Origin of the sequence: Bacteroides zoogleoformans (assembly GCF_002998435.1) — a bacterium.
In the GTDB taxonomy this organism is placed as follows: Bacteria; Bacteroidota; Bacteroidia; order Bacteroidales; family Bacteroidaceae; genus Bacteroides; species Bacteroides zoogleoformans.
This window is the reverse complement of record NZ_CP027231.1, coordinates 458805-478454: the sequence shown is the minus strand read 5'-3', so window position 1 is coordinate 478454 and position 19650 is coordinate 458805. Positions and strand designations below refer to the sequence as shown.

Annotated in this window: 13 protein-coding genes; 10 read left to right on the top strand and 3 right to left on the bottom strand. The window is 48.4% G+C overall.

What is annotated here, in order from left to right; genetic code table 11:
- The first annotated feature begins 20 nt into the window (after positions 1-20).
- The 4 genes from C4H11_RS02055 (at position 21) to C4H11_RS02040 (ending at position 4917) form a co-directional block, all read left to right on the top strand.
- Positions 21-2321, top strand: a complete 2301-nt coding sequence (locus C4H11_RS02055; protein WP_106040283.1) for an ABC transporter permease — start codon at positions 21-23, stop codon at positions 2319-2321.
- Positions 2322-2415: 94 nt separating this feature from the next.
- Entirely contained in the window at positions 2416-3063 is a 648-nt protein-coding gene (locus C4H11_RS02050; protein WP_106043025.1) for an HAD family hydrolase, read from the top strand.
- A gap of 74 nt (positions 3064-3137) precedes the next feature.
- Positions 3138-3959: a 3-methyl-2-oxobutanoate hydroxymethyltransferase gene (gene panB, locus C4H11_RS02045; RefSeq protein ID WP_106040282.1), complete on the top strand. Its 822-nt coding sequence runs from the start codon at positions 3138-3140 to the stop codon at positions 3957-3959.
- A complete protein-coding gene (locus C4H11_RS02040; RefSeq protein ID WP_106040281.1) occupies positions 3940-4917 on the top strand; it encodes an MFS transporter in 978 nt (325 codons plus the stop codon). Before panB ends, C4H11_RS02040 begins: the two co-directional genes overlap by 20 nt.
- A gap of 15 nt (positions 4918-4932) precedes the next feature.
- On the opposite strand, the gene C4H11_RS02035 is transcribed toward C4H11_RS02040, so the two are convergent.
- On the bottom strand, positions 4933-7152 hold the full coding sequence (locus C4H11_RS02035; RefSeq protein ID WP_106040280.1) for a RelA/SpoT family protein: 2220 nt from the start codon (positions 7150-7152) through the stop codon (positions 4933-4935).
- A 108-nt stretch (positions 7153-7260) separates the two neighbouring features.
- Between C4H11_RS02035 and C4H11_RS02030 the strand changes: the two genes are divergently transcribed.
- Positions 7261-8778 (top strand): DUF4301 family protein, encoded by a 1518-nt coding sequence (locus C4H11_RS02030; protein WP_106040279.1) that lies wholly within the window; start codon positions 7261-7263, stop codon positions 8776-8778.
- A gap of 41 nt (positions 8779-8819) precedes the next feature.
- On the top strand, positions 8820-9986 hold the full coding sequence (purT, locus tag C4H11_RS02025) for a formate-dependent phosphoribosylglycinamide formyltransferase (protein ID WP_106040278.1): 1167 nt from the start codon (positions 8820-8822) through the stop codon (positions 9984-9986).
- A gap of 132 nt (positions 9987-10118) precedes the next feature.
- Here purT and ispE read toward each other — a convergent pair whose 3' ends face one another.
- Positions 10119-10952 carry a 4-(cytidine 5'-diphospho)-2-C-methyl-D-erythritol kinase gene (gene ispE / locus C4H11_RS02020; protein ID WP_106040277.1) on the bottom strand — a complete coding sequence of 278 codons (834 nt, stop codon included), beginning with the start codon at positions 10950-10952 and terminating at the stop codon, positions 10119-10121.
- A gap of 204 nt (positions 10953-11156) precedes the next feature.
- On the opposite strand from ispE, the gene dnaB reads away from it, so the two are divergent.
- Complete coding sequence (gene dnaB / locus C4H11_RS02015; RefSeq protein WP_106040276.1) at positions 11157-12728, top strand: replicative DNA helicase; 1572 nt, start codon at positions 11157-11159, stop codon at positions 12726-12728.
- 104 nt (positions 12729-12832) lie between these two features.
- On the opposite strand, the gene C4H11_RS02010 is transcribed toward dnaB, so the two are convergent.
- A complete protein-coding gene (locus tag C4H11_RS02010; RefSeq protein WP_106043023.1) occupies positions 12833-17323 on the bottom strand; it encodes a translocation/assembly module TamB domain-containing protein in 4491 nt (1496 codons plus the stop codon).
- Between the two features lie 204 nt (positions 17324-17527).
- Between C4H11_RS02010 and tsaD the strand changes: the two genes are divergently transcribed.
- The 3 genes from tsaD (at position 17528) to rpmB (ending at position 19640) form a co-directional block, all read left to right on the top strand.
- Positions 17528-18547 carry a tRNA (adenosine(37)-N6)-threonylcarbamoyltransferase complex transferase subunit TsaD gene (gene tsaD / locus C4H11_RS02005; RefSeq protein WP_106040275.1) on the top strand — a complete coding sequence of 340 codons (1020 nt, stop codon included), beginning with the start codon at positions 17528-17530 and terminating at the stop codon, positions 18545-18547.
- Positions 18548-18787: 240 nt separating this feature from the next.
- A complete protein-coding gene (locus C4H11_RS02000; RefSeq protein WP_106043020.1) occupies positions 18788-19258 on the top strand; it encodes a CinA family protein in 471 nt (156 codons plus the stop codon).
- A gap of 121 nt (positions 19259-19379) precedes the next feature.
- Positions 19380-19640 (top strand): 50S ribosomal protein L28, encoded by a 261-nt coding sequence (gene rpmB, locus C4H11_RS01995; RefSeq protein ID WP_106040274.1) that lies wholly within the window; start codon positions 19380-19382, stop codon positions 19638-19640.
- Positions 19641-19650: the final 10 nt, after the last annotated feature.

Here is a 19650-nt window from a genome sequence, read left to right as displayed (position 1 = left end):
TTAATCATTAAAGAACATATATGCGATATTTATACTACACCTTTCAAACCCTGCTTCGCGGATATGGCGCGAATGCCGTCAAGATTGTTTCGTTGTCATTAGGCTTGTTGATGTCGGTATTCCTTTTCGCAAGGATAGCCTTTGAACTGAATTTCGATAACTTCTATAAAGAGGCGGACAATCTCTATTGGGTGAAGACCGGCTGGTTGAAGGATGGGGTGCCGGATGGAGGAGAAAGCTTCTATACCCTTATCCCTATTCCGGGAGTGATTGCGGAAGAGTTTCCCGACCGGGTGCAAGGAGCCACGGTCAGTTGTTCGCTCTTTGGCGACCGCTACCGCTTGGGCAACCGTAACCTCGAAATGCAGACAGTACTTGCCGATACATCGTATTTCTTCGTCCTCGGGCTGGATGTGGTGAAAGGCAATCCGCAGGACTTGGCGAATCCTGATGCGCTTTTCCTTTCGGAAGCGGCTGCCCGCAGGGTGTTCGGCAGTGAAGATCCCATCGGGAAAACGCTGATGTATGATTTGTGGGGAAATGGTGTAGCTCTGCTTGTCAAAGGAATCTTCAAAGACGTTCCGATGAACACTTCGTTGGGCAAACGTCCCGAAGCAATCGTCTCTTTCTCCGGTATCGGTAAATACGCTAAGTGGAGGTTGGGATGGCAGAGCGGCGGCAATTACGACGGCTTTGTCCGGCTGCGCGCTTCGCAGGATGCCGAATGGCTGAACGAACGGCTCTCGGCGGCCATTGTCCGTCATTTGCCGGCGGACAGCGATCTGGAACTGTCGGTTCACATTACTCCCATCCGCTACGTGCATCTGGATGACACGCAAGTACGAAAAACAATCTGGATTATGTTCTTTTTGGGCATCGTGCTGCTTTTTACCACCACATTGAACTATGTGCTGATTTCCATCTCCTCACTGACACAACGAGCCAAAGCGATAGGGGTGCATAAGTGCAGCGGTGCGTCGGGCGGCAACATATTTGGCATGTTTCTGATGGAAACGGCGGTTATGGTAAGCATATCTTTGTTGGTCGCTGGGGTTCTGGTCTATCTTTTTCATGAACAAATGGAGGAGCTGGCGGCAGTGCCTATCGACGTACTGTTTTCCCCACAGCATCTCTATGCGCCGCTGGCTGTACCGGTGGTGCTATTCCTATTAGGCGGCTGCCTGCCGGCTGTACTTTTTGCCCGTATCCCCGTGACACAAGTATTTGTACGGTACACATCCGGACGGCGAGGATGGAAAAGAGGATTGCTCTTTGTGCAGTTCACGGGTGCAGCTTTCATCTTGGGTATGCTGTTGCTGGTCTTTTCGCAATACCGTCATATGGTGGGGCGCAACCGTGGCTGGAACCCACGGAGGGTAGCCTATATTTATCAGCATAAGGTGGACGGTGCACAACTGCGTACTCAGCTACGCAACTTGCCTTATGTGGAAGCGGTAGCCTCGGCCGAGCGGTCGATGCTGGGTTTCGGGGCTAATCGCCCGATATTCGACAATCAAGGAAACGAGATGTTTTATCCCAGAAACTCATGGTTCAACAGCGATTATCTGCCATTCATCGGTTTGCGGTTGAAGGAGGGGCATAACCTGACGGGAGAGCATCAGTTGTTGGTCAACGGCAAGTTCTGCGAGAAGATGCACTGGACGGACAGCCCGATAGGAAAACAAGTGAACGATTATGGCAGGGTAGTGGGATTGTTGGATAGTTTTGCTTTTCCCGGTACTCCGAATGACGACGTTCCGGTGATGATAGAGTGGATTTCAGGTGTTGGATTTTGTATGGAAGTTCGCCTGAAAGAGCCATTCGATGAAAACCTGCGGAAGTTGAATGAGGAGATGAAGCACCTCTATCCGCAAGATGAGCTTATATTCCTGTCTATCGAGCAGACCATAAGGGAGAATGCCACTTCTGTCCGCATTTTCCGAAACGTCACGCTATGGGCATCGGTCACTATTCTTTTTATTGTGATAATGGGGCTGATAGGCTATGCCAATGATGAAATTCGTCTGCGCAGCAAGGAGATTGCCATCCGCAAGGTGAACGGTGCAGGGCCCCGGGATATTCTGCGTCTGTTGTGGCAAGAGGTGCTTTGGATTGCTGCTCCGTCTGTAGCCCTTGGCATATCCGGCGCTTATAAGGCGGGACAAGTCTGGATTGGCCGATTCAAGGATATGGTGCCGCTACCGGTTGCCGGTTACATCATGGTAGGTCTATTGCTGTTGGCATTCATTGTGGGCTGCGTATTGCTGAAATCATGGTCTATCGCAAAAGAGAATCCGGTAAAAAGTATCAGGAATGAGTAAGAGTTTGTCAAAATAAGTTGTTTCCTTCAGAGATTATTCAGACCTTTGTGACCGTAAACGAAAGGTATGAATACAAACAGGTAAACAGATGCGTATGGATACAACGAAAACAATGGCTGCTCTGTTCGATTTCGATGGGGTGGTGATGGACACAGAGACACAGTACAGCCAATTCTGGCACCGTATGGGAAAGGATTATCTGGGCATGGACGATTTGGAAGGCAGGGTGAAGGGACAAACCTTGGTATATATCTACGAAACCTTCTTTCAGGATAAGGCTGCAGAGCAGGCAGAAATCACAGAACGCCTGAATCGCTTTGAACGGGAGATGTCGTTCGACTTTATTCCCGGTGTGCTCGATTTTATAGAAGACTTGCGCTGCCACGACGTGAAGACGGCGGTAGTGACCAGCTCCAACGAACCGAAGATGGCATCCGTCTATCGTGTTCACCCGGAAATAAAGACTTTGTTCGACCGCATTCTCACGGCCGAAATGTTTGCCGCCTCCAAGCCTGCTCCCGATTGCTTCCTGCTTGGTATGAAAGTTCTGGGAACCCATCCCGGTAACTCGTATGTGTTCGAAGATTCTTTCAATGGACTGAAGGCCGGAATGGCTTCCGGAGCCACTGTTATCGGTTTGGCGACCACCAACCCGCGCGAAGCGATTGAGCCGTTATGTCATTTTATTCTGGATGATTTTGCTGGATTCACTTATGATAAGTTGACCCGATTGCACAAGTAATTGGAAAAAGGATTACCTTTGCCCCCGATTAGCGAAAACTTCGCACTGACATAGTAAATCGATAAACAGTAAATATCATGGGTTATATTTCAGATGATTCTCGTAAAGTGACCACACACCGCCTTATTGAAATGAAACAAAGAGGCGAAAAGATATCAATGTTGACATCCTACGACTACACCATGGCACAGATTGTGGATGGCGCCGGGATTGATGTTATTCTGGTAGGTGATTCGGCCTCCAATGTGATGGCAGGCAATGTGACCACTCTTCCCATCACCCTCGACCAAATGATTTATCATGGGAAATCCGTGGTTCGCGGCGTAAAGCGCGCCATGGTTATCGTCGACATGCCTTTCGGCTCCTACCAAGGCAATGAATTGGAAGGATTAGCCTCTGCTATCCGCATTATGAAAGAAAGTCATGCCGATGCTCTTAAATTAGAGGGTGGCGAAGAGGTGATAGGTACGGTGAAACGCATTCTCAGTGCCGGTATCCCGGTCATGGGACATCTCGGTCTGATGCCACAATCCATCAATAAATATGGAACATATACCGTTCGTGCCAAGGATGATGCAGAAGCGGAAAAGTTAGTGAAGGATGCCCACTTGCTGGAAGAAGCCGGATGTTTCGGATTGGTGCTGGAAAAGATTCCTGCCGCCTTGGCTGCCCGTGTGGCAAAGGAACTGGCCATTCCCGTTATCGGTATCGGTGCCGGCGGCGATGTAGACGGCCAGGTGCTGGTGGCGCAGGATATGCTGGGTATGAACAACGGCTTCCGCCCCCGTTTCCTGCGACGGTATGCCGACTTGCACACTGTGATGACGGATGCCATCAGCAAATATGTATCCGATGTGAAGAACTTAGATTTCCCGAATGAGAAAGAACAGTACTAACAAACTTATGACATTGAATTTTTGGCGGATGTGTGCGGCAAACCTGTTGTTGTTCACATCAGTCTATATGCTCTTTCCTTTGCTTCCTTTTGTGATGGGGCAGCAATTGGATGTTTCCATTGGAGAGGCGGGAACGATGTTCTTGTTTTTTTCCGCTGCCATGTTTGTCGTAGGCCCTTTTCATGCTTACTTGGTGGATGAGTATAAAAGGAAGCATGTCTTTCTTTTTTCTATGCTTGTGATGCAGGTTGCAACCATAGGTTATGTGTTCGTGGACAGTTATGAGAAGCTGTTGCTGCTGGCTCTGGTGCAGGGGGCTTGTTTCGGGTTAGCAACGACGGCGGGCATCACCGTGACTATTGACATCACCGCTTCCACATGTCGCAGTGCCGGAAACATGGTCTATGCGTGGGCTGCACGTTTGGGTATGCTGATAGGTGCGGGGCTGGGTGTTTGGCTTTATAATATGGACGGTTTCCGCATGGTGGCCTATCTGTCTGTAGCCACAGGCGTAGCCGGCCTCTTTTTCGCATCAAGGGTATATGTGGCTTTTCGCGCACCTATAGGGATGGCACTATGCAACATTGACCGTTTTCTGCTGCCTCGTGCGTGGGTGCCGGCCTTCAATATGCTGTTGCTTGCCTTTGTTCCGGGTGTGCTGCTGCCTTTGATGTTTACAGGCAACTATTGGGCTTTGCCGGCATTGGCTGTATTGGCATTTACGGTGATTCCGGTGATGAGGATATTTGTGAGACTATCGCACCATTGCCAGCGGGGAACAGCTAATACCACTTGCCATTTGTCGATGGAAGCGGGCTTTTTGATTGGCGTTGCCGTGGCTTGTCGCCTCATGGACGAGGCGCAGATTTATCACGCCGCTTCTGTGGCTGCCATTCTTGCCTTGTTTTTTTTCGTGCTGCTGACCTATCCTTATTACAAAAAGAAACGGGTGAGATAAAATCAAAAAAAATTCTCAATTTCTTGAAATCTGCTTCACCCCCTTCACCGTTCTCAGTTTTTTGATGAGCGCCTCCAGACCTCCTGTGTCGCTGACCATGATGGTGAGCATGCCGGAGAACAATCCATCGTGAGAGTCTATGCTGATGCTTCGCAGGCTGATGCCCGTCTCTTTGGAAATGATGGAGGTGATATTGGTCACGATGCCTATATCATCATGCCCTACCACCCGCAGAGTGATGGGGTACTGCATCCCTTGCGATTTTCCTGCCCAACGTGCCTTCACGATGCGGTAGCCGAAGCGTGAGTGCAGGTCGGCGGCATTGGGGCAGTCGCAACGGTGTATCTTGATGCCACCCGTCACACTGACGAAACCGAACACTTCATCGCCGTAAATGGGGTTACAACAACGTGCCAGTTTGAAGTCCAGCCCTTTCAAATTCTGGTCGATGACAAGTACGTCTTCTTTGCCGCCTATCTCTTCGGGCATGCTCTGTTGGAGGTTATAGCCTTCGGCACTGCGATAGATTATCTCGTCCCGCGTATCGCTTTCCCGCCTTTGTTGCTCAAGATACTTGTCTATAATGTCGTTCACATCCAGCACTTCATCGGCAATCGCCTGATAGAAATCCGTTACCACCTTGAAACCGAGACGTTTGATGAGGCGCATCATGGTAGCCTCGTCATATTCAATCTTCCGGTTCTTGAATTTGCGTTCCAATGTTTCCTTGGCAAAGGCATGCTGACGGGCGGCCATCTCTTTCAATGCCTGTCGTATCTTGGTACGAGCTTTGGAGGTGGTCACAATGTTCAGCCAATCCTGTTTCGGAGTTTGTGTGTTCGATGTCATAATCTCCACCTGATCACCACTTTGAAGCACTTGCTTCAGCTGTACGTTCTTACCGTTCACCTTGGCACCTATACATTTGCATCCCAATTTGGTGTGGATGTGGAAGGCAAAGTCGAGCACAGTGGCACCTTTACCCAGCTTGAACAAATCGCCCTTCGGAGTGAAGACAAACACTTCATCCTCATACAAGTCCAGTTTGAATTGGTCCATGGCTTCCGCTCCGCTGCTGTCGGAATTTTCCAATGCTTCGCGTACGGAGGTGAGCCATTCGTCCAACCCCGATTCTCCTTTCACGCCTTTGTAGCGCCAGTGGGCTGCAAGTCCCCGTTCGGCAATCTCGTCCATGCGTTCCGTGCGTATTTGCACCTCCACCCATTTGCCTTGAGGTCCCATCACGGTGATATGAAGAGACTCGTATCCGTTGCTTTTAGGTACGGACAGCCAGTCGCGCAGGCGTTTGGGATTAGGCTGATACATATCCGTCACGATGGAATATGCCTGCCAGCATTCCAATTTTTCCTTTTCCGGTTGAGAATTCAGAATGATGCGAATGGCAAACAGATCATATACATTCTCAAAAGCGCATTTCTGCTTCTTCATTTTCTGGTAGATGGAATGAATGGACTTGGTGCGCCCCTTGATGTAAAACTTCAGTCCGGCCTTTTCCAACTTTTTTTGCATCGGTGCAATGAAAGCAGCGATATATTTGTCGCGCGAAGCTTTGGTTTCGTTCAGCTTATCCTTTATGTGATAGTAAATATCTTTTTCCGTATATTTCAGCGAGAGATCTTCCAATTCCGACTTCACTTTATATAGGCCCAGTTTGTGGGCGAGGGGCGCGTAAAGATAGGCAGCCTCGTTGGCCACTTGCCGGCGGGCTTCGTCGTTATCGGCATCTTTTATCTGCCTCATGATGTTGACGCGGTCGGCAATCATAATAAGGATGACGCGCATATCTTCGGCAAAAGACAGCAACAGGTTGCGGAAGTTTTCAGACTCGATGGTGGGACTTTTGGCATAGAGTTCGTTCACACGTATCAGTCCTCGGATGATGCCTGCCACATCTTCACCGTAGCCCTGCTCCACTTCCTGAGAGCTGCATGTGCCGCAGCGCACGGAGTCGTGCAACATGAGCCCCAGTATGGACGCACGGTTCATGCCTATTTCTTCGGCAACGATGACTGCCGTCTGCATATCCTTGATGACAGGATTCAGACCGAATAAGTCACGCTGCAAGTGATGGTTCTTTATCGTGTTGACAAGATGGGTTTTCAGTTTCTTGCAGTCACCCCTCCGGAGTGTTTCTCCCGAAAGTTGCAATAGCCTTCGGTAGAGTGAGAAGAGTAAACTTTTCTCTTGCGGTGTGAAAAAAACATCTGTTTCCATAATCGTCTGTATTTTATGCTTCAAAGGTAAGTTTTTTCTTTATTTTCTTTACAGCAGTTCTGTTTTTTTTGTAATTTTGGGCATGAATTAATAAAAGGGTTAGATGATATGATGACACCGCAAGACAAAGAGTTGCTTAAGAGCAAAGGTATTTCTGAGAAACAGATTGCCGAACAGTTGACGTGTTTTGAAAAAGGTTTTCCATACCTGAATCTGTTTGCCGCCGCTTCTATTGACAGAGGAGTGCTGGCTTTGGATACAGACCGGCAGAAGGAGTATCTGGATGCATGGGAAGCATATACACAGGCAGATAAAGAAGTGGTGAAGTTTGTACCCGCTTCGGGAGCGGCCAGCCGTATGTTCAAGAATTTGTTCGAATTTCTTGGGGCGGATTATACGACTCCTCAAACGGATTTCGAGAAGCTGTTCTTTGAGAAAATAGAAAATTTCGCCTTTTATGGTGACCTGAACGAGGCATGCCGGAAGACGGTGGGTAAAGACATCGCATCCTTGGTTGCCACCGGAGATTATAAAGCGGTGGTAGCTGCTTTGCTCGAGGCGGTAGGGCTGAATTACGGAGCTTTGCCTAAAGGTTTGCTGAAGTTCCATAAATACGAGGAGGGTAGCCGTACGCCTTTGGAGGAGCATCTGGTGGAGGGTGCATTGTATGCCGTCAACAAGAATGCGAAAGTAAACGTGCATTTCACGGTCTCTCCCGAGCATCGTGCCTTGTTCGGCGCATTGGTGAATGAAAAAGCGGTGGCTTACGCCAAAAAGTATGGTGTGGAGTACAACGTCACCTTCTCGGAGCAGAAAGCGAGTACCGATACCATTGCCGTCGACATGGAGAACAAACCTTTCAGGGATGCCGGCAAATTGCTGTTCCGTCCGGGTGGACACGGTGCCTTGATTGAGAATCTGAACGACCTTGATGCGGATGTTATCTTTATAAAGAATATTGACAACGTGGTGCCGGACAGGCTGAAAGGCGATACGGTGTTACATAAGAAATTGATTGCAGGCGTGCTCGTAACGCTTCAACAGCGGGCCTTTGCTTATCTGCAATTGCTGAATAGCGGTAAATATACGCATGAGCAATTGCTTGAGATCTTGCAATTCCTGCAGAAACAACTTTATTGCAAGAATCCGGAAACAAAGAATCTGGAAGATGCCGAACTGGCGATTTATCTGAAGAAGAAATTGAATCGTCCGATGCGCGTCTGCGGCATGGTGAAGAACGTGGGGGAACCCGGCGGAGGTCCGTTCTTGGCTTACAACAGTGACGGCACTGTTTCTTTGCAGATTCTGGAAAGTTCGCAGATTGACATGAGTGATCCGGAAAAGAAAGAGATGTTTGAAAAAGGCACCCATTTCAATCCGGTGGATTTGGTGTGCGCCGTGCGCGACTATAAAGGAGATAAATTCGACCTTACGAAGTACGTGGACAAGGCTACAGGATTCATTTCTTATAAGTCGAAGAATGGTAAAGACCTGAAAGCATTGGAGTTACCCGGTTTGTGGAACGGAGCCATGAGCGACTGGAACACTGTTTTCGTGGAAGTGCCCTTATCCACATTCAATCCGGTAAAGACGGTGAATGATTTGTTGAGAGAACAACATCAATAAAACACGCGTCCACATGGAAAGGTCAAACAGATAGAAAACAGATGAAGAAAATTTTATTGTTAGGCTCCGGCGAATTGGGAAAGGAGTTTGTGATTTCTGCCAAGCGTAAGGGGCAATATGTCGTAGCGTGTGATTCGTATGCCGGAGCACCTGCCATGCAAGTGGCGGACGAGAGCGAGGTCTTCAGTATGTTGGACGGAGAGGCGCTGGAACGTGTGGTTCGTAAGCATCGGCCGGAGATTATCGTGCCGGAGATTGAGGCCATCCGTACGGAGTGTTTATATGATTTTGAGAAAGAGGGTATCCAAGTAGTGCCAAGTGCGCGTGCGGTGAACTTCGCCATGAACCGCAAGGCCATACGCGATTTGGCCGCTAAGGAGCTGGGGCTGAAGACTGCCAATTATTTCTATGCCACGTCTTTGGAGGAACTGAAAATAGCAGCCGGAAAGACAGGATTCCCTTGTGTGGTAAAACCGTTGATGTCTTCTTCCGGCAAAGGGCAGTCTCTCGTGAAGAGTGCCGACGAGCTGGATCACGCTTGGGAATATGGCTGTAACGGCAGCCGTGGAGACATCAAGGAACTTATAATCGAAGAGTTTATCAAGTTTGATAGTGAAATAACGCTACTCACCGTTACGCAGAAAAACGGGCCGACATTGTTCTGTCCTCCCATCGGTCATGTACAAAAAGGAGGCGATTATCGCGAAAGTTTTCAGCCCGCCCATATCCATCCGGCTCATCTGAAGGAAGCGCAAGAGATGGCGGAGAAAGTGACCCGTGCCTTGACCGGCGCCGGTTTGTGGGGAGTGGAATTCTTCTTAAGTCACGAAAATGGTGTTTACTTCTCCGAGCTTTCTCCTCGCCCGCACGATACAGGCATGGTGACATTGGCAGGTACACAAAACCTGAATGAGTTTGAACTCCATTTGCGTGCCGTGCTTGGTCTGCCCATTCCGAGCATCAAGCAGGAGCGTATAGGGGCGAGTGCCGTCATTCTCTCGTCCATCTCCGGCCAAGAACAGCCCGGCTATCGTGGTCTGGAAGAGGTGACCAGAGAAGAGGATACCTATCTGCGCATTTTCGGCAAACCAACTACCCGCGTGAATCGTCGTATGGGTGTGGTGTTGTGCTATGCGCCGCTTGACGGTGATCTTGATGCATTGCGCGACAAGACGAAACGCATCGCCGCCAAAGTGGAGGTGTGCTGAGAGCAGTTAACGGTTAGGGAAGAGTAATTGGTGCGGGGATGTTTTTCCAAGCACAGAGTATAAAAATATAAGCCTCCTATAAGCATTATAATTGTTTATAGGGGGCTTTCCTGTAAGGTGGAACCGTTGGTTTTACATATCACCGAACCTTCCTTTGTATATAAAAGCTTTCTCCCCGAAATCCACATCTGGCAGCAGGGCGTCTGCGTTGAACAGACCGTAAACCGATGAGCCTGAGCCACTCATGGAAGCATAGACGGCCCCTTGCCTGTACATCTCCTCTTTGACTGCTCCGATGGCAGGAAATTGCGGGAACACGCTTTCTTCAAAATCATTGACCATACACTCTCTCCATTCTTCTACGGGCCGTTCGATGATTTGCTTCAGAGACTGTGCCGGGCGATGGGGTTTTATCTTGGCAAATGCCTCTTTTGTGGAAACAAAAATATCGGGTTTGACCAGCCATAGCTGATAACCTTTCAAGGAAAGCGCCACGGGAGAGAAGACGTTCCCAATACCTTCGGCATAAGTCGCACGGTTTTTAATGAAGAAGGCACAATCTGCGCCGAGTCTTGCTGCATAATCTTCTAACGCCTCGTCGGATAATGCAAGGCAGAACTTCTCGTTCAGTAACTTCAGCATGAAAGCGGCATCAGCCGAACCTCCTCCCAGTCCTGCGCCCGAAGGAATGCGCTTGAACAGATGAATGTCTACGGGGGGGAGGTTGAACGCTGCGTCCAGCAACTTATAGGCTTTCACTGCCAGATTGTTTTCCGCTTCCCCGGCTATCTCCAATCCGGACAAGTGTAAGCGGAACTTGTGGTCGCCTTCGTTCAGCGTGTTTATTTCCAGCGCATCTTCCACAGGGACGGGGTAGAAGATGGTTTCCAGATTGTGGTATCCGTCGGGACGTTTTTCTGTGATGTTCAATCCCAGATTGATTTTGGCATTTGGAAAAGTCAGCATGGCTCGGTTATAAGTTTATTAGGGTTCATGGAACCCGATTCGGAGACAAAGTTAACCATTTCTGTTCATAGTAGACTGAAAACTTAACGATGAATTATTGACCCCTATAAATAAAATCGCTTATCTTTGCTTCCCCTTTTAAAAGCAAAGGCATATCAGATTATGAAATAGGGTTTATCAGATTATAATATTAAAAGAACAGAAGTGGCAGAACAAAGAAAAACATCCCGAAATCCGAAAAATAAGGCTCCACAGCCAATCAACGACTACGGGCGCATACAGCCGCAGGCTCCGGAACTGGAAGAGGCGGTGCTTGGTGCTTTGATGATTGAGAAAGACGCTTATTCGCTGGTCAGCGAAATTCTCCGTCCGGAATCTTTTTACGAACACAGGCATCAGTTGATATACTCGGCTATTACCGATTTGGCAGTGAATCAGAAACCGGTGGATATCCTCACCGTGAAAGAGCAGCTTGCCAAGAAAGGAGTGCTGGAGGAGGTGGGCGGACCGTTCTACATCACCCAGTTGAGCGGCAAGGTGGCTTCTTCGGCACACATCGAATACCATGCGCGCATCATTGCCCAGAAATCGTTGGCCCGCGAACTGATAACCTTCACCAGCAATATCCAGAGCAAAGCTTTTGATGAGACACTGGACGTGGACGACTTGATGCAGGAAGCTGAAGGCAGGCTGTTTGAGATTTCCCAGCAGAATATGAAGAAGGATTATACGCAGATTAATCCCGTTATTGCCGAAGCGTATGACCTGATTCAGAAAGCGGCTGCCCGTACGGATGGCCTGAGTGGACTGGAAAGCGGCTATACCAAGCTGGATAAGATGACTTCCGGTTGGCAGAAATCCGACCTTATTATCATTGCCGCCCGTCCTGCCATGGGTAAAACGGCGTTCGTGCTTTCAATGGCAAAGAATATTGCCGTGAACTTTAAGAATCCGGTGGCATTGTTCTCTCTGGAAATGAGTAATGTACAGTTGGTGAACCGTTTGATATCCAATGTGTGCGAAATTCCGAGTGAGAAAATCAAGAGCGGACAGTTGGCAGACTACGAATGGCAACAGCTGGACTATAAACTGCGTGATTTGCTGGACGCTCCGTTGTATGTGGATGATACACCTTCACTGTCGGTCTTCGAACTCCGAACAAAAGCCCGCCGTTTGGTGCGAGAGCATGGAGTAAAGCTTATCATCATCGACTACCTTCAGTTGATGAACGCAAGCGGCATGTCGTTTGGTAGCCGGCAGGAAGAAGTAAGTACCATTTCTCGTTCGCTGAAAGGATTGGCAAAAGAATTGAACATCCCTATCATCGCCTTGTCACAGCTGAATCGTGGAGTGGAAAATCGTGAAGGAGAGGAGGGGAAACGTCCACAGTTGAGTGATCTCCGCGAATCCGGAGCCATCGAACAAGATGCCGATATGGTGTGCTTCATTCATCGTCCTGAATATTATAAAATATATACTTCGGCCGATGGAGCGGACTTGCGAGGCATGGCGGAGATTATCATAGCGAAGCATCGCAACGGTGCCGTGGGTGACGTGCGTCTGCGCTTTATTGGACAGTACACCCGCTTCCAGAATCCGGAGGATGATATGGTCATACCACCGCCATCTGATGGAATGGGAGCCACCTTCGGTTCGCGAATGAACGCTCCCATAGGCAATGTCGCCACACCGCCTCCTCCATCGGCTGCCGATTTCATGCCACAGACAGACAATCCGTTTGGAGGAGTGGGCTCGGACGGACCGCTGCCCTTCTAATGACATACTGTAGGGAGCAATCCTAAGCTATGGGCAGAGTGGATGTAAAGTATAGGCAGGGAAGAGCAGACATGAGAGCGGTAGAAGGCAGAAAGAAATACACATTACTCTTCTCTGTTTCGTTTGGATTGAGCTTCGGCAGGTGTTGGAGACAGTTTCCTCATAGCAGCCTCCTTGTTGTTTGAGGCAGGCAGAGGAGCTTCGGAAGTTGCTTCTTGTCTTTTCTTCAGCCTTCTCAGTCTCCATTTGTTCCAGAAAAGAAGTTCTTTCCATCTGTTGAAATCTTTCTTGAAGATAATGCCGATGCCTTGAGTCGTCAGATTGGTTCGGGTATAGTAGCGGTCGTTCGTTTCGTTGTATGCCTTTAGACGAATGTCGCCGGAGCGGTTGACAAGCCATTCGGCGTTGAAGTCTCCCACAAAATTGGTGTTTGCCATCGGGTTCTCCCGATAGCCGAAGTTACCGTTGATGAGCAGGCGATTGTTCAGCAATTGCCCCGAAAGCATGGTCTCGAACTCCACATCTGTCCATCCTCTTTCTCCCGTGCTGAAGTTGGTTCCGAAATTCCAGTTGTTAAGATTGATGATGTTCGACAGGGCATTGTTCAACTGTCCGGAAAGCGTGGACGACACTACGCTCGACATCATGTTCGAGTTCTGTGTGGCACCCAGGTTCTCAGGCGTATAGAATTTGCCGATGGCCAACAAATAGAGTATCTGCATGTTCATCTGTTCGTCGGTAGGGATGTAGTTGCGCACGATGGCCTGCACTTCGTCGCGTTCGTTGGGCAGCTCGATGTCGAATTTGATGTTAGGGGAAGTCAGTTGTCCGGTCACCCCCATGATGCAGTTCACCTTGACATTGGTCTGGCTGATATAGTCCAAAGTGCTTGCATCATTAGGCATAAGGTCGTTCAGCGATGCCGAGTTCACCGTGTATCCGGCCGTAATGTCCAGAGAGGCGTCGAGTAGCGGGCCGTTGAAACTGATGCTGCTTCCGTTTCTGATGGTAAAATCCTTACGGAATACTTCTTGCAGACTGAATTTATAGATTCCTTGGCTGATTTGATAATTGCCAAACAGTTTCACGTCCCCTTTGTTGAAGAATTCGGTGCGGATGTTTCCGCTACCTTTCCCGCTGATGTAGTCACCGGCAATGGGATCCATGATTATTCTCATGGTTGCATCGGGAGTAGCGTCTACCAACAGATTCAGGCGAATATCCGTATTTTCTTCTTTCTGTTTTTCTTCTATCGCCCTTTGTGCCATCTCGTATTCGGCAAGACGGACAGAGTCTTGTGCCGCACGGCGTGGAGTCTTGTCGACAAAGCGGATGAATTGGTTGTTGACTGCCGTAGATACATTATCTTTGATGTATGTGAAGAAGGTGTTGCGGTCAGTGGTGATTGCAACGTCTATATTCACCCCATTCTGAGGATTTCCGGCAATAGTGGCACTGCCCGTGCCATAGACGGTGCCGTAAAAAGGATAGTCGGGCGACTCTTTGGTGTTCATCATCAACATATTATTGATGTTGAAATTAAAGCTGTACTCCAAGTTCTGGAAGTGCCTGTAGTGCAGATAGCCGTTCACTCTTCCTTGGTGCTCCTGTGTGTCGAAAATGCGGTTGTTATGGAAAGTCAGTCCCTCCGGCTCTATATAGATGCTGTCTTTTAGAGAGAAAGTGGTGTTGAGCACATCGATTTTCATGGATGCATCGGCAAACACACGCCCCTGCATTGTCAAAGCTTTGAATTTTCCATAAAAATGCACCTGCCCGGTGGCGCGCCCGTTAAATTCGGGGGTAATGCTGCTCATATAGTAATGGATGAACTTTAAATTGGTGTTTTTCGCTTCAATTTGAAGATCGAGCGAGCTGGTGGGTTTCAGCGGATAGATATAACCTTGCACGTGGCTTTGCGCTATATCTTTTTCGCGGATGTGTGCGTCCAGATAAATGCCTTTCACGTTGTGATGCCATTCTCCATGTATATCGGCATCGCCCAGCAATCCGTCGTTCAGCCCGAGGTTACGGATGAACAGGTCGGTACTCATCACCGGTTTCTCCAGCACACCGCTGGCAAAGGCCGGACCGGTGGCTTCTCCTTTGAAGTTCACTCCGAGGTCTGCAATGTCGAACACATAGCCTATATTGATTTCTTTCAAATCCAGACGAACGGTATCTTCCGGCTCTTTCGAAATCACCCCGTTGATGCGAAGGTGACGGTCTTTGTGGCTGAAAAAGAAATCGTTGACGTGTACTTTTCCGGAATCTATCATCACCGTAGAAGGATGTATGTTCCACAATGTGTCATTGATGATTACATTTGTGGAACAGATGTCTATGACGGCTTTCAGCGGTGGCGGTTGCCTCTGTCCTTCTTTCTTTTGTTGCCCGATGAAGTGTGCCACGGTGGCAAGTCGGCCGCTGTAAGTCTCCTTGTGGCTGTTGCCCCAATTTAATGTGGCCCGGACACTGTCGTTTTGCGCTTCCGCTTCCAAAGCCACATTCGTGGCGCCATCCGGCTGGAGATTGTTGAGACGTAGGCTGACGTGGAAGCGGTCGCCGGGATTTTCGCAAAGAAACATGCCCGATTCGATGAAGTTTTCTTTATAGCGGAAGCGGGGAAAATAGCCCTCCACCCGAAGGCGTTGTGCCTTATCGTTGAAGTATCCTTTGATGGTGGAGTGCGTGTATATCTTGATTGGAATCTGAAAAACGGTAGAAAACAGCTCAGTGTTGTGGACATGTACGTCAAAAAGAAAATTGTTTTCCGTTTTCATCGGTTGTTTGTCGGGCTGGATGATAGAGGGAAGGTAGTGGCGTGCGATATTGAGTATGCTGGCAGGCAGTGTACGATAAGAATAATCGCCCTCAATGCGGCCCTGAAGAAATTCAGACTGTATGGTCAGGCGTTTCCGATGCTCGTTCTCTTTTACGGCGGCTATCTTCAAGTTATCCATAAAGTAGTGCGTTTCCGGAGCGATGAACTGTAGGCTGTCGATGTTTATTTCGCCAATCATCTCGTCGATGGACCCACCGGTGAAATCGGCATTCAGCTTGACCGATATTTCCGTGTCCTTATAGTCGGGAGTGAGATGCAGCGTATGCGGGCGAAGCTTGCTGATGCTTGCCCGAAAGTTGAAAGCAGGCACTTGGCCGGCGGTGTTGATGGCGCCGTTCAGCAGGATGGAGCCATTAGGGTCGTCCAATGCGGCCTTACCGACGAACCCTCCTTGCTTGTATTCTCCGTCTAATGTAATGTTTTCGTAGGTATAGTTGCTATAATCAATGGAGGCTATCAGTCCTTTCAATAGTACCGACGGGTACTGATTGTCGTGATGCCTGCCGTTGACGTTTAAGTTGAAGATGACCTTTCCGAAAGTGTCATCGTCCAACATTTTGCCCAACTCAAAGTTTTCAGTTTCCACCGTCCCCGAATAGGCGAAAAATCCCTTATCCTTGTCGGAACTGAATTTTACATCCGTTTTGATGCTGCCGAGGTCTGTCTCTACATTTCCGTATGCTACGAACTCTCTGAAATAACCGGACACTTCGCCGCGAAAAGAAAGGATGCCAAGACGTTGCAGAGGAGGAGAGACGCCGTTGTTGCTTTCACTGAAGTTCCGGACAAAGAAAGCAACCCCTTCAGGGTCGGCATACAGGCGCGACAGATGACCGAATAAATAGGTGCTTTCCGGATTGGACAAGTCTTGAAGAGAAACCTCTCCATTTAAGTAGAAGTGATTTCCTGCCGAAACGGACAGAAGAGGACAGTTCAGCCGATCGATACTGCCGTTGGCCTTTACTTCCACTTCCAGCTTTTCTTTAAAAGACCGGAAGGCAGGGACAAAGGCCGCCAAGTCTTTTAAGACAATTTGAGAAGGCAGCATGTGGAACGAAAAGCGTACATCTCGGGCAAAATTGCCGAAGGCTCCCAAACTGTCATATTCCATGTGTATCGTGTCCATTGCCAAAGACGTGTTCGGGAAATCGACGGCAAAATTTTCTATCTTCATCTGCCGGTTATTGCCGATAACCCTAAGGCTTAGCTTTTTCAATTCAAGTCCGGAGTGCTCCTCTTCGATGCTCAGTCTTTTGATGGCTGCATTAATGGAATCGCCTTGCAAGGCTTTGAGGGAAATATTGGCAATGATGTTTCTCAAACGAATGTGCTGCGGGTTGAATTTTTCCGGTGTCTCTTTTTCAGAAAGAACGTCATATGATACTTTTCCGCGACGAACCAGCAGTGAGTTTATGCGAAGAGGCAGGTCGCTTTGCTCTTGAACGGTATCTTTGGGAGCAAGTGCGTCGAGCACGAACCGGAAGTTGGGTTCGGCTTCGGGAGTCTGCTTGTTTAGATTGATATTGAAGCCGAACAGCTGCACGCTGCTGATAGATATCTTGCCGTTGAACAGCGGAAGAATATTGAATTTAGCCGAAAGGCGGGACACTTTTACCATTTCTTTTCCCGACCGGTCGTCCAGCAACAAATCATCAATGATGATTCTGTTCAACAGCCCCATGTTGATTCGGCCGATGGTCAGCCGGCTGCCTAACATGGAAGAGAGCTCATTGGCTACAGATACGGATATTTTTTGCTGGACATACGGAATGTTCAACAATATGATGGTACCGATATACAATCCCAGTACAATGCCAAGTACCCGGCGCACAATCCTTTTAAGCTTTCTGATAGGCGGTTAATTTTTATAATCAGCCAACAAAAATATGAAATAATACGTTATGAATCGTACTTTTATCACTACTTTTGCGCTGTTTAAACGTAAATAAACATTATGAGTACAATTATTTTGGGAATAGAATCTTCCTGTGACGATACTTCGGCGGCAGTCATCAAAGACGGCTACTTGCTTTCGAATGTGGTGGCCGGTCAGGCTGTGCACGAAGCGTATGGCGGTGTGGTGCCCGAATTGGCTTCTCGCGCACATCAGCAAAATATCGTTCCGGTGGTGCACGAAGCACTGAAACGCGCCGGAGTAACCAAAGAAGAGTTGAGCGCCGTGGCTTTCACCCGCGGTCCGGGATTAATGGGCTCTTTGTTGGTCGGCGTGTCTTTCGCCAAAGGTTTCGCCCGTTCGCTCGGCATTCCCATGATTGACGTTAATCACTTGACCGGACATGTGTTAGCTCACTTCATTAAAGTGAAAGATGAAGAGAGCGTACAGCCCCAATATCCTTTTCTTTGTCTGCTGGTTTCCGGTGGAAACTCTCAGATTATTCTGGTAAGGGCTTACAACGATATGGAGATTTTGGGGCAGACCATCGATGACGCCGCGGGCGAGGCCATTGATAAGTGTTCTAAGGTGATGGGGCTGGGCTATCCCGGAGGCCCGATTATTGACAAACTGGCCCGGCAGGGAAATCCGAAAGCGTTTTCGTTCAGCAAACCGCATATCTCCGGATTGGATTATAGTTTCAGTGGCTTGAAAACCTCGTTCCTGTATTCTCTGCGCGAATGGATGAAGGAAGATCCCGACTTCATAGAGCATCACAAGGCCGATTTGGCAGCCTCTTTGGAGGCCACTGTCGTTGACATCTTGATGGATAAGTTGCGTAAGGCCGCTAAAGAATATAAGATAAAGGAAGTGGCCGTGGCCGGAGGTGTTTCGGCCAACAACGGTTTGCGCAATGCTTTCCGTGAGCATGCCGAGAAGTATGGCTGGAACATCTTTATCCCTAAATTCAGTTATACGACAGACAATGCCGCCATGATAGCGGTTACAGGGTATTTTAAGTTTGCGGACAAGGAATTCTGTCCGATGGAGGCGCCTGCTTATTCGCGTGTTACATTGTAGGGAATCCCAACCTATCTGCTCCGCATCACCTCCGTATCCGCTCCGCATAACCTCCGTATAACCTCCGTATAACCTCCGTATCAACTCCGTATCACCTCCGTATCAACTCCGCATATCCTCCGCTTCTATAGATGCGGAGAAGGTACGGGGAAGACATGGCGTTGATACGGCTGGGGTATGGTTTCAGCGGTGGTAAAGAAGAATTTCATTAAATTTCAAACAACCTCTTATAATAAACAAATGAAAAAGATAGAAGAAGAAATCGGCCGATTGCTATTGGCGAAGAATTTGACTCTTTCCTGTGCGGAAAGTTGTACCGGAGGAGGTGTTGCTTCTTTGATAACTTCCGTGCCGGGTTGCTCGGGCTACTTTGTGGGCGGCGTGGTGGCCTATTCCAATGAAGTGAAAAAGACGTTGCTGCATGTCTCTGCCGAAACGTTGGAAAATTACGGAGCTGTAAGTGAAGAAACCGTCACGGAAATGGTGAAAGGCGCGATGAAATCGCTGAATTCCGACTGTGCGGTTGCCACTTCCGGCATTGCCGGTCCCGGAGGCGGCACACCGGAGAAACCGGTGGGGACAATTTGGCTGGCGGTTGCCTATAAAAATGAAATTGTAACCATGAAACAAGAGGGGGATTGGGGAAGAACGGAAAATGTGCAAAAAGCAATTCAAAACGTTCTTTTTCTGCTTTATGATAAGCTGAAATGAGGAAAAAATGCTATTATACAGTGAATTATTTTAGGAAAAACTTGTTTGGTAACTATAAAAGTGCTTACTTTGCGCTCTGTTTGAAACAGGCAAAAAAGAAAACTATAAAAATAAGATAGAAATGTCAAAGATTTGTCAAATTACCGGAAAGAAGGCCATGGTTGGCAACAATGTTTCACACTCAAAGAGAAGAACAAAAAGAACCTTTGATTTGAACTTGTTTAAGAAGAAGTTCTATTATGTAGAACAGGATTGCTGGATCAGCCTGAGCATTTGCGCCAATGGTTTGCGCATTATTAATAAAAAAGGACTGGACGCTGCTTTGAAAGATGCAGTAGCTAAAGGTTATTGTGATTGGAAAAGCATTAGAGTTATTGGCTAAAAAGTAGAGG